Below are 12,158 nucleotides of genomic sequence, written 5' to 3'. Positions count from 1 at the left end.
ACCATAAGTTACATTTAATAGTCAGGTCTTTCGGTATTGAAAGGCCTGATTAACATAACAGAGGAGCGAAGAATATGGTCAGTATCAAGGATATCGCCAAAAAGGCTGGGGTTTCCATCTCGACCGTATCATACGCTCTGAATGGAAGCAACAAAGTGACTGGTGAGACCAGTTCCAAAATACTGGCAATTGCCAAAGAGCTGAATTATGTACCTAATGCGGCCGCCAGAACATTGAAGAAGCGAGAATCACGGATTCTGGGTGTCTTTCTTACAGATTTCAGTGGTGATGTATACGGGGATATGTTAAGTGGCATGAAAGCGGTATGCAATACACAGGGATATGATCTGATCGTATGCAGCGGAAAGCAATCTCATCGGATGCTGCCCGAAAGAATGATTGATGGTGCGATCATTTTGGATCATACGTTTGCAAGTGAGGAGCTTATGCAATATGCCGATCGAGGGCATAAGATCGTTGTGCTTGACCGCGAGCTGGAGCATGCCAACATTAATCAGGTGCTGCTGGATAACAAGGCTGGAGCTACGCTGGCGATGGAATATTTGATAGAAAAGGGGCATACCAAGATCTATGTCGTGACTGGCCCTGAAGGTTCATTTGACTCGGTACAGCGCTTGAAGGCCGTCAGACAGGTGGCAGAGCGTGAAGCAGATGTAGAGTGGATCGAGATTGTTGGTGATTTCGAGAAAAGCGGAGGAGAACGAGCTGCGGATCAGATTGTGCAGACGTACACGGAACCGGCCGCTGTATTTTGTCTTAACGATGAGATGGCGATTGGCTTATGTGACCGTCTTGCCGAAAGTGAATTAGAGGTGGGCAGGCAGATTGATGTCATTGGCTTTGACCACATTGAGCTCAGCAATTACATTCAGCCTAGGCTTGCAAGCATTGATTATTCAAAACGCAAGTGGGGCGCGCTTGCGGCGGAGCAGTTAATTAAAATCATTGCTGGAGAGCCTGTAGATCACGAGCGAATCTATGTCACCTTGGTAGAAGGAGAGTCTGTAACGGGGCCGACAGAGGTCGATTCCCTGTTGTCTATGCCAGGTGAACGTGCAGTAATCTATTAAGATCATCAGATAAGGCGTACTACCTGGTACTGACTGTCAACATCAAAAGGATATAGCAAGAGACAAGCTTTGGAGGAATGACATTCTTCTTTTGAAACTTGTCTTTTGCTGTATGCGGAGACATGAAAAAAGCCTCTCCGGGGAGAGGCTTGGCCTTAGAGGCCTTTTGTTTTGTCTTGGTTGTAGGATGCAGTGAGAATGCCTGTGATAAATAGCGTTAGTACAACTGCAATAATCCAGAATGTCAGTGAAAACGACATACACTTTGCACCTCCTGCACAAGCTCATTTACTTCTATTATAACCATAATAGGTAGAAAAGGAATGCTTTACCCTATCATTTGTAAAATAAAAAGTGAGTAGGTACCGGTCTCAGATTGCCATCTGAAGGTTTGTTAATGACCTGGTCATTCAGAATCAGGGACGAGGAGCCACCCCCATCCAGATTGTAGGCGTCTATTACACCGAGCTTGGCCAATCTGCCCTGCATCTCTTCCAGTGTCGCACCCGAGCTTCCGTTTTCATTATATCCATCAACCACAATAATTAACAGCTGATCATCCTTGTAGTTGCCAATGACGGTTCGAGGTGCACGCTTGGGCGATACCTTCCATTTGTCTGGAATAATCGTTTTCTGCCCATTTTTCATAAGCACAGGGACAAAGGTTGCTCCGAATTGAGGCCGCAAGCGGTCCAGGGAGCTTTGATCAAAAAATTTGCCACCGACAAGCTTGCCGGCATCGTTAAGTCCTACGAAGAACAAGTCTTTAAAACTGGCTTGAAAACCGTTCACATACTTGCCGTTCTGTACAGTTGTACTTAGAGGGTAACGTTTGCCGCCACTGTCTGCGAATCCGCCAGCGTTAATACCCGCCACGGCTCCGCTTTGCTTCACGGCCTGCATCGTTGTTTCGGATCGTCCAGGCTCACTGTTCAAAGCCATCTGCATCGCGCTATGATCCTTCAGTTTGACCTTCATTGCATATCCGGTATAGGTGCCGGGATTCACTCGATACATCTCAATTGTAATCCGGTCGCTGTCTACTCGTTTAAATGGCACACCAAGTTTGGAGGTAATCCGCTTGTTGTAGATCATTTCCGGCCTAGATGCCTGAGCGGAAGCTTTTTGAACGATAGTGGACATGGTGCTGGTCGTTTGGTTATAAAGCTGTGTTGTTCTTTTAATAGAAGAAGAAGTTTGAATCGCAGCATCTTTTGCCCCTGCCAGCTCCTTGCTGATGGTTTGAGTTTGAGCAGTTACTTGCTCTTCAGGCAAGTTGGAAGGAAGCAAAGTGCCGGGATCAAGTTCAGGACGTAACAGCAACATACAGAGAATCAACCCGATGAAAGGAGCAAGTGCAAGCATAAAAAAACGATTAACCTGTTTGACGGGTGTAATCATTTGAGCAGGTCCATCTTTTTCTGGAGTGCCTCCAGTTGTTTTTTCACTTCGCTCAGTTGGGTATACAATTTGTTGCTGTTATCCGTTTTGCTGCTTGCATTATCCTTCGTAAATGTGAGCAACTCATTAAAAGATTGAACCTGCCCCTGCAAGGTGGCAACTTCGGAGGATAGGGTAGAGAGCTGCTTTTCATAATCGGCTTTTAATGTGTCGATCTGCTGCTGTGTATGGACCTGAAGCTTGCTGATCATCTGTTGCTGGAGGTGGTTGCTATAATAGTAGGTGCCTACAACTCCTAAAGCAATGAGAACGATCCACATGACCAGAAACAATCTGACGGATGATCCAGTCTTGCCTTTGGCGCTCCGGGTGTGATGGATGTCAGAAGACGGATCGGATAATTTCATAACATCACTCCTGGTTCTATTATTAAGGTTAAAAAATTTCCAATTCTCATTCTACCATGCGGCTATTCATTACGCAAAAATGAAATTCATTAATAATAGAATAAAAAAGAGATTGCATCGGAAGGAAGTCCTAGGATACAATTTCTTATAGATGCAATAAGTAGGAACTTTGGGCGGGGTTTTCGACTTTTTTAGATAGAAATGCAGGAAAATTATACTAGGTTTTGATCATTTCAGGCATGGAAGAGTATCTATCTGAGCGTTTTCGTAGTGAGATGCAGTCAGAAAACAGAGCTTTTGAGCGTCTGAAGCCTGTATTTTCTTATTATTCGACAAAATCCGACCCCTGCTTCATCTATACTCGGACTGTCGCATAAATTGCGAAAAGGATATGGATGGATAACAGAAGTCAATTGTCCAATACATAACAGGAGGAACCACAATGAAAAAAGTATGGCAGGTGGTCATCGTAGATATCCACCCCACCAGCATGCTGGGTACAAAATTAATTTTGGAAGAGCAACAGGATTTGAGCGTACGGGGTATGACTTCGACCGGAACAGAAGGTCTTGAACTGGTGAGTCTGCACAAGCCAGATCTTATTCTTATGGATTACCGTCTTCCAGAGGGGCAGGCAGATCAATACATCTCCCGGATCAAAGAGCTTTCAAAGGATACACATATCATCATTCTGACGGATGAAGACAATGTGAAGCTGTTTCGCCATCTGATGAGCCTTGGGGCCAGTGGCATGTTATCCAAACAGGCTTCACCGAGTCAACTTATTCATCTGATCTCCGGCCTCAGGGAAGGGTATGTTTCCATTCCTTTGTCATGGCTCGATAGTGCAGACTGGGGTCAGCCTTCCGAGCCTCCTTCGGAACAATACACCGTTGAGTTAACAGAAACGGAAACTTTTATCATGGAAAGGATTGTTCAAGGGGTAACCTATGATAAAATAGCGAGTGAAATCAATGTGAGCAGACGCTCGATTGATAATTATTTGCGTAAAATCTATGTGAAACTGGAAGTCAGCAGCAGAGCACAGGCTATCGAACGTTATGCCTTGCATGCAAGGCAGTCCAAGACGGTTTCCTGATGATCACCTGCAAGGTGATTCATCATGCATCGTTCGGTATATTTGGTGTCTGGCTGGAATAGGTTGTAGGGCGGCTGCGAGAACAGTTTCGGAATAGAATGAAGGGGGATCTATCCATGAAATATTTCTTTGCTTCCCGTACCAACAGGCTTTTGTCATCACCTCTGAGGGATATACGCGAAATGTCAGGCAAGGAGTATTTCATTTCACTCGCTGAAGAACTGCCCGCGGAGGAATTGTTTCCATTTAAGCTTCTGGAGCAAGCGGCATTGTCTGTATTCAGTTCAGGCCCTTCTGCTTTACAGTATGGAGAGCAGGCAGGTTATTCCCCACTAAGAGAATGGCTGAACAATGATTGGAATGTACGTAAAGGGATACGAACTGTATCGGATCAGATTCTGTTGACGACAGGCACGCAGCAAGCAATCGACCTGGTGATGCGTCTGTTACTTGAACCGGGAGACTCCGTGCTTGTAGAGCATCCGACATCCCCCGGCTGTCTTGAGGTATTGGAAATGCAAGGCGCAGCCATTGTGCCTGTCTTTGGCGATCAGGATGGCATACTGCCAGATGTATTGGAACAGCACATGCAGCGTGTTAGACCAAAGCTGCTTTTTGCTGCACCCAGCTTTTCCAATCCTACGGGCATTCTGTGGAGTATGGAGCGACGGGAAGCTGTACTTGATCTGTGCGCACGTTATGGTGTTCTGCTGGTTGAGGATGATTCTTATGGCGAGCTACATTTTGACGGCTTGGAGCCGGCTGCGTTCTATCACAAGTATCCTTCGCTCTTTGCGCTTGATACTGCCGATCAGGGTGGACATGTTCTTTACATTGGCTCCTTCAGCAAAACGGTGGCACCTGCACTCCGTACAGGATGGGCTGCCGGGCATCCGGCCTTGATTGAGGCTATGACATCCGTGAAACGAATTGCAGACGGACAATCCAGTCCTATGAATCAACGGCTGCTGTATGAGTTGCTTGCGCAATCTCCTTTTCGATGGGGGGATCACCTATCCATGCTGAACCGGGAATACAAAACAAGGCTTAAACTGATGCTTGAACTATTGAAGCGACCTGGATGGAAAGGGTGCAGTTATAACATACCTCAGGGTGGAATGTATCTATGGGTACAACTTCCAGAAGGGCTGAATAGTGAAGCGTTGCTCAAGGCGGCTTTGTTGAAGGGGGTTTCGTTTCTGCCTGGAACCTTATGCTCTACAGGCACGCTGGATCAACGGTATATCCGCTTGAATTTCAGCCGTCCTGGACGTGATGAGCTGTTACTTGGCATGAATCTAATTAGTGAAGCCATCTTGGAATTTACGGCTCGGAGCTAGCGATGTAGCCAGTATTACACACCCTAGTCCAATTTGTATCAACATTCATGAGATTACGTTATTGCATCCACTAACATTTTTATATATAATATTAATTAATGAGTTGTTAATTTCTTTATACTAGGCAGCAACGGTTGCAAGTTCAGAATACGCACTCATATATTTTAACTAACGGGGGAAAATCAAAATGTCTACTGTTCTTTTTATCAAAGCTAATGACCGTCCTGCAGATCAAGCAGTTAGTGTTCAATTGTACGATGCATTCCTGAATTCATACAAAGAGTCCCACCCAGGTGATACAATCACTGAGCTGGATCTTTACAATACAGATCTTCCTTACTACGGTAACACTGTAATCACTGGTGGTTACAAAGCGGCTAACGGTATCGAAGCAACTCCAGAAGAGCAAAAAGCGGCTGCACTGGCAGCACAACTGCAAGATCAATTCCTGGCAGCAGACAAAGTGGTATTTGCGTTCCCACTGTGGAACTTCACTGTTCCAGCACCACTGGTGAACTATATCTCTTACCTGAGCCAAGCAGGTAAAATGTTCAAATACACAGCTGAAGGCCCTGTAGGTCTGGTAGGCGACAAAAAAGTAGCTTTGCTGAACGCTCGTGGTAGCGTATATTCTACAGAGCCTATGGCATCTGCTGAGATGTCTGTTCGTTATGTAACGAACGTACTTGGCTTCTGGGGTATTCAAAACCCTGAGGTTGTTGTGGTTGAAGGTCACAATGCTGCTCCAGATCGTTCCCAAGAGATCGTTGAAGCTGGTTTGAAATTGGCTAAAGAAGTGGCAGCAAGCTTCTAATCCATTTTAATATCGGTTTAAAGAAAACGCCTGTTGTCTCCTAAAGAGATGACAGGCGTTTTTTTGTGTTGCTTGGCAGTGAAATGACAAGATAACCGACATACACGGGGATGCGCTTCTTATGTTAGTAGTACGGGCGCAGGTATCACTCCTTGGTGCGGGTCATGAGATAATGCTCGGAAACCTCGGCAATCCGGGCAAGCTCATCCAGCGAATGCTCCGCTGCAGCATCTGGCTCAGCATAGGTTATGTCGGTATGAACGTTCGATATACTTTCGTCTTCGGCCTGCTGTCCCTGATTGTGCAGCATCTGTGTATGCTCCGTCAATGCCTCTACGCCTTTGATCGTCAGTATGTATTTGCCGCGAGAAAGACGTTCGAACCAGCCATAATAATTTTTCTGCATAATGGCTGCCGCTGAGCCTACACCGGTCTGACGGGCAAGTGTCGCAGGTGAGGCTTCGCCACTGGATCGCAATGCGGCCGCGACACGTATCGCTTTTTCCCGATAAGCTGTCATCAGCTGCCGGCCTGAGCTGCCGCCTGTATTATAATCACCGCTCCGCTCATCAAATTCCTTGAGCAGCCGCTGGCGGCGTATGCCGCTTCTCCGAGCTGATGAAACAGTTCTGCCTGAGGCGGGTATAATCGCAGCCGCAGGTTCACATAAGACATCAATCAGCGGGGCTTTCGTTTTGTAGAAGGTAACTGTGATCAGCCCGAGGCCTAGCTGGCTACAGAGTGCTGTCAGCTCACCCCAGCGCTGATTGACCGCTCCGCGTTTGCTTCGGTTACGCTCTACTGCCAAATATACGAGCGGGCTCAGCTTGAGACGCTGCATGCCCTGTAGAAGCAAAGACAGGTTAAATGTTTTTTTCATCTCCACAATTAATGGTTCCGCCTGATCCGCTCTTACTCCGACCAGGTCGCAATGTTTAACCTCTGCCTTGACCTCGAATCCGCGCTGCTCAAAAAACGCTTTGACGGGGGAGTACAGCTCGGTTTCATATTGTACAGCCATTCGTTCTGCTCCTTCCCTGCAAGGATGTGTATGTCCTGATGACATTGTCCGCTTTCCTTCATTAGAACCTTTATTATAGCATATTGATGCTTTTTTTTCTGAGGTCACAAGATGTCTGATAGAACAGTGCATACATAAAATTCAAAGACGCGGTTTGAAAAAAAGAGGTCAACTTATCCAAGTTGCCGCATAGGTATGTAATACACTTTTCACATCCTTAAAAGACGTTTGGATCAAGAACAGCGGGACTAAGCCGGACCGCAGAAGGGTATTCAAGCAGGAGTTGCAACTCTATTGATTTCTTCATACCATTCGGAATGGTTGACAATCACACTAAAGGAGCCATGGGAGGTACCAAGCATGAATATTTTTGAACGCGTTGCGGAATATCGGGCAGAGAGTGACCGTTTAACATGGAACGGAACATTTGAAGATTATATTGCACTGCTGAAGGAGGACCCGACTCCGGCAATGACGGCTCACGCACGAGTGTATCAGATGATTGAATCGTATGGCGTAGAAGAGGTCGGGGGACATAAGCGCTACAAATTTTTCGAGCAGGAGATCTTTGGACTGGATCGTTCCATCGAGAAGCTGGTGGAGGAGTATTTTCATTCCGCTGCACGTCGTCTGGATGTAAGAAAACGGATTTTGCTTCTGATGGGGCCGGTAAGTGGAGGTAAGTCTACACTGGTAACGCTGTTGAAACGGGGACTGGAGCAATTTTCACGCACGGAAAAAGGAGCGGTCTACGCGATTGAAGGATGTCCAATGCACGAGGAGCCGCTGCACCTCATTCCGCTGGAGCTTCGCCCTGAGGTGGAGAAGGAGATTGGCGTACGCATTGAGGGTAATCTGTGCCCATCCTGCCAGATGAGATTACGGACTGAGTACGGCGGGGATATTAGCAAGGTGAGGGTGGAGCGTGTCCTTATTTCGGAGGATAACCGGGTAGGGATCGGTACCTTCAGTCCTTCAGATCCGAAATCACAGGATATCGCGGATCTTACAGGCAGTATCGACTTCTCCACGATTACTGAATTTGGATCAGAATCCGATCCGCGGGCGTACCGTTTTGACGGCGAGCTGAACAAGGCCAATCGGGGACTGATGGAGTTTCAGGAGATGCTGAAGTGTGATGAAAAGTTTCTCTGGAACCTGCTTTCCCTGACGCAGGAGGGTAACTTTAAAGCGGGCCGTTTTGCATTAATCAGCGCGGATGAGATGATCGTGGCACACACTAACGAGTCTGAGTATAAATCGTTTATTTCCAACAAGAAAAATGAGGCGTTGCAGTCCCGGATGATCGTTATGCCGATTCCGTACAATTTGAAGGTATCGGAAGAAGAGAAAATTTACGCAAAGCTGATTCAGCAAAGCGATATGAAACATGTGCATATTGCACCGCATGCGCTGCGCACGGCAGCTATTTTCTCCATACTTACCCGATTGAAGGAAACGAAAAAACAAGGCATGGACCTTGTCAAAAAAATGCGGATGTACGACGGTGAAGAAGTTGAAGGTTACAAGGAAGCTGATCTGCGAGAGATGCAAAACGAATATTTGGACGAGGGCATGTCCGGTATTGATCCACGTTACGTCATTAACCGGATATCCAGCGCTTTGATCAAGCAAAATCTTCAGTGCATTAACGCGCTGGATATCCTGCGTGCCATCAAGGACGGGCTGGACCAGCACGCTTCCATTACGAAGGAAGAGCGTGAGCGTTACTTGAACTTTATCGCCCTGGCGCGTAAAGAGTATGATGAGCTGGCGAAGAAGGAAGTGCAGAAGGCTTTTGTTTATTCATTTGAGGAATCTGCCAAAACATTATTCGAAAATTATCTGGATAACATTGAAGCTTTCTGCAACTGGTCGAAAATCCGTGATCCGCTGACGGACGAAGAGATGGACCCGGATGAGCGTCTGATGAGATCCATTGAGGAACAGATCGGCATTTCGGAGAATGCCAAAAAAGCGTTCCGCGAGGAAATTCTGATTCGTATCTCGGCGTATTCCCGTAAGGAGCGCAAGTTCGAATACAGCAGTCATGATCGTTTGCGGGAGGCCATCGAGAAGAAGCTGTTCGCTGATCTGAAGGACATTGTGAAGATTACAACGTCCACGAAGACACCGGATGCCACACAATTGAAACGTATGAATGAAGTGATCAAACGCCTTATTGAAGAGCATGGTTATACGGCTGCCAGCGCTAATGAACTATTACGATACGTGGGGAGTCTGCTGAACCGCTAAACCGCTGCACCATTCCGAACTAGGTCCTGTAAATTTGTTGCGAGGCTCCTTCGCATCAAATACAGGGCCTTTTTATATTAGAAATGGCTAAAAACAAATAACATTTAACAAAAAATATTTTAATTTCCAAGTGAATTAGTTCTTATGGTATATGAATGTTTAGGTATTTTAGTCTATAATCAATTAACATATTTACAATTTGGAATAAAAAACGATAAGGAGTTGATCTAATCAGATATGGGAAGCATTTCAGCAGATAGGCAGAAGCAATTGGATTATATGGGTTTAGGTGAGCGGGACTTGAAGCTGCTTGCGGATCATCGGCCAGTCTTTGAGAAGGTCGTTGAGGAAGTGGTGGATCATTTCTACAATCATGTAGGGGATTACCCTGAACTGATGCAACTGATTGCACGCTTCTCAAATATCGACCGGTTGAAGGAAACGCAGCGAATGTACTGGTTATCTATGACGGACGGCATTGTGGATGATGCATATATTGAACAACGCATTGCAATTGGATTGGTGCATTCCCGAATCGGCTTGTCTGAAGATTATTATCTAGGTACATATATGGTTTATTTGGACATTGCTACAAGTATATTTCAGCAGGTTATTCCCGATTCATGGCATCTGGTTATACAGGCATTAAGTAAAATGTTTAATCTGGATTCACAGCTCGTGCTGGAAGCATATGAGAAAAAAGAGAAAGAGAAGCTTCATCAGCTTGCTGCGGATCAGAGTAATACACTGCTGGCGATTACACAGATTACCCAACAGCTTACCGGCATGATCAGTGAATTAAACGAAAATGCAATGTCCATCTCCAGTGTAGCGAATGAAACGGCTGTATCTCAGGAGCAGGCACATGCGTTGCTGGAGGAATTGACCGGAGAGATTCATCAGATCGGCAAGATGGGTGAGCTGATTCGTGAGATTTCGGATCAAAGTCATCTTGTCGGCTTGAATGCTGCAATTGAAGCAGCGCGTGCAGGAGAGTTCGGCCGCGGCTTTGAAGTGGTCGCAAGTGAGGTACGCAAGCTGGCCGCCAGTTCCCGTGAGGCACAAGGTAAGATTCAGGCCAATCTGCAGGAAATTATGAGAAAGCTGAGCAGTGTGCAGCAGGAGTCTGATCGTACGTCCAAGGGCGCAAGAAGTCAGGCTTCACGTTCCTCCGAACTTGCGGTATTTGCAACAACGATGGAGAAGCTGGCGCTGGACTTGAAAAAACTGGAACAGTAGCATAGATCGGTAAGGATTCATTTTCATGGCGCATTCATTACCGTTTCGGCATGTAATAAGCTATAATGGGTAGACAAACCTGCCGATGTTATAGATACTATAGCCGGATACAGGCGATTTAAAAAGAGGTTGAGGTGATTAGATGGCTTCTATCCACGATGTGGCCAAAGAAGCGGGTGTGTCCGTTGCAACCGTTTCCAAAGTAATAAATGACTACCCGGATGTTAGCGAAAAAACACGTAAAAAAGTGAATTCAGCCATCGAATTATTAAAATATCAACCCAATGTGGTCGCACGTGGACTGGTTAAGCGCCGGTCCTGGACAGTGGGTGTGCTGCTTACCGTTCCATTTACGAATCCGTTTGTTGCCGAATTACTTGAAGGTATCAAAACAGCTTTGGAAAACAGCGGGTATGATCTCGTTCGCTTATCCACAAGATTTGATGATCCTACATATTCATTCATCAAGCACTGCCGTAGCCGAAACGTGGATGGTGTCGTTGTGTTCGGGGAAGGCCGAGAAAATACAAGCATTCAGGAACTGGTTACAGCCGAGATTCCGACCATGTTTATTGACACAGATTTGTTTGGCAAACGTGCAGGGTACATCACAACGGACAATGTTAACGGGGTTGCCATGGCGGTTAAACATCTCTATGAGCTGGGGCATCGTAAAATTGCTTACATTTCAGGCACGCTGGGACCTGCAGTAGCTAATCTGCGTCTGGATGGGTACAAGGAAGGGCTTCGTTTATGTGGCATTCCGTATGCGACAATTTATCTGGAGGTATGTGACTACTCCTTTGATGGCGGTGCGAAGGCAGCACGACGTTTATTGGCTCTTCGCGAACAGCCTACAGGTATCATCTGTGCGTCCGATATGTCTGCATTTGGAGCTATTCATGAGATCGAGAAGCATGGTTTCCGCGTGCCTGAGGATATTTCAGTCGTTGGCTTTGATAATACGTATTACGCAGAAGTGTTCAAACCAAGCTTGACCACGGTGAATCAGAACATTTATACGATTGGCATCCGGGCGATCGAATATCTGATTGCCATGATTGAAAATCCATCGTATACACCGCCGGTGGTTACGGAGCCTTCGAATTTGATTGTTCGTCAAACGACAGCACCTGTTAATGAAATGTATTCTGAAGTACCTGCACAGCCATAAGGGCTGTGCTTTTTTATGGTTTTTATATGAGGCAGGTCAGGTAATTTTTCGTTTAGAGACATAGGAAAGTAATCAGAAATATAAAAAGAGGGGGGTGGACATTAAATTTCCATATTTACAGTAAAAGGTACAATCGCATAAATTTGATTATGTAACCGCTTACTTTTGTTGAGGGGCAGGTTCCCCAGGGCGTTATCGGGCTCACTTGAGGAGGCTTAGGACCGTGCATTGAATGTTCCTGATACCCATCCGCGCAATCGTGTTACTGGTTGCCAGCGAACAGACCAGCAGAGGATGTGCATGCATGCAGAAGTGT

General features: G+C 46.2%; 10 protein-coding genes. 7 read left to right on the top strand and 3 right to left on the bottom strand.

Going from position 1 to position 12,158, the window contains the following annotated elements; all coding sequences use genetic code 11:
* Positions 1-74: 74 nt before the first annotated feature.
* Positions 75-1,091, top strand: a complete 1,017-nt coding sequence (locus tag DFQ00_RS02765) for a LacI family DNA-binding transcriptional regulator (RefSeq protein ID WP_110893887.1) — start codon at positions 75-77, stop codon at positions 1,089-1,091.
* A gap of 336 nt (positions 1,092-1,427) precedes the next feature.
* Here DFQ00_RS02765 and DFQ00_RS02760 read toward each other — a convergent pair whose 3' ends face one another.
* Both DFQ00_RS02760 and DFQ00_RS02755 read right to left on the bottom strand, forming a co-directional pair.
* Positions 1,428-2,492 carry a phosphodiester glycosidase family protein gene (locus DFQ00_RS02760; protein WP_110893885.1) on the bottom strand — a complete coding sequence of 355 codons (1,065 nt, stop codon included), beginning with the start codon at positions 2,490-2,492 and terminating at the stop codon, positions 1,428-1,430.
* Positions 2,489-2,899 carry a hypothetical protein gene (locus tag DFQ00_RS02755; RefSeq protein ID WP_110893883.1) on the bottom strand — a complete coding sequence of 137 codons (411 nt, stop codon included), beginning with the start codon at positions 2,897-2,899 and terminating at the stop codon, positions 2,489-2,491. Before DFQ00_RS02755 ends, DFQ00_RS02760 begins: the two co-directional genes overlap by 4 nt.
* Before the next feature lie 442 nt (positions 2,900-3,341).
* Here DFQ00_RS02755 and DFQ00_RS02750 point away from each other — a divergent pair, with 442 nt between their 5' ends.
* The 3 genes from DFQ00_RS02750 (at position 3,342) to DFQ00_RS02740 (ending at position 6,152) form a co-directional block, all read left to right on the top strand.
* Positions 3,342-3,998, top strand: a complete 657-nt coding sequence (locus tag DFQ00_RS02750; RefSeq protein ID WP_110893881.1) for a response regulator transcription factor — start codon at positions 3,342-3,344, stop codon at positions 3,996-3,998.
* 116 nt (positions 3,999-4,114) lie between these two features.
* A complete protein-coding gene (locus tag DFQ00_RS02745) occupies positions 4,115-5,338 on the top strand; it encodes an aminotransferase-like domain-containing protein (RefSeq protein ID WP_110893879.1) in 1,224 nt (407 codons plus the stop codon).
* A gap of 187 nt (positions 5,339-5,525) precedes the next feature.
* Entirely contained in the window at positions 5,526-6,152 is a 627-nt protein-coding gene (locus tag DFQ00_RS02740) for an FMN-dependent NADH-azoreductase (protein ID WP_110893877.1), read from the top strand.
* Between the two features lie 145 nt (positions 6,153-6,297).
* On the opposite strand, the gene DFQ00_RS02735 is transcribed toward DFQ00_RS02740, so the two are convergent.
* Positions 6,298-7,173: a DUF2161 domain-containing phosphodiesterase gene (locus DFQ00_RS02735; protein ID WP_110893876.1), complete on the bottom strand. Its 876-nt coding sequence runs from the start codon at positions 7,171-7,173 to the stop codon at positions 6,298-6,300.
* A 360-nt stretch (positions 7,174-7,533) separates the two neighbouring features.
* On the opposite strand from DFQ00_RS02735, the gene DFQ00_RS02730 reads away from it, so the two are divergent.
* The 3 genes from DFQ00_RS02730 (at position 7,534) to DFQ00_RS02720 (ending at position 11,842) form a co-directional block, all read left to right on the top strand.
* On the top strand, positions 7,534-9,429 hold the full coding sequence (locus tag DFQ00_RS02730) for a PrkA family serine protein kinase (protein WP_110893874.1): 1,896 nt from the start codon (positions 7,534-7,536) through the stop codon (positions 9,427-9,429).
* Positions 9,430-9,666: 237 nt separating this feature from the next.
* A complete protein-coding gene (locus DFQ00_RS02725; RefSeq protein WP_110893873.1) occupies positions 9,667-10,668 on the top strand; it encodes a globin-coupled sensor protein in 1,002 nt (333 codons plus the stop codon).
* A 142-nt stretch (positions 10,669-10,810) separates the two neighbouring features.
* Positions 10,811-11,842 (top strand): LacI family DNA-binding transcriptional regulator, encoded by a 1,032-nt coding sequence (locus DFQ00_RS02720; protein WP_110893871.1) that lies wholly within the window; start codon positions 10,811-10,813, stop codon positions 11,840-11,842.
* Positions 11,843-12,158: the final 316 nt, after the last annotated feature.

This window comes from Paenibacillus barcinonensis, assembly GCF_003217495.1.
Taxonomy (GTDB): Bacteria; Bacillota; Bacilli; order Paenibacillales; family Paenibacillaceae; genus Paenibacillus; species Paenibacillus barcinonensis.
Note: the sequence above shows the minus strand (reverse complement) of the source record. Positions and strands in the feature narration are given on the sequence as shown.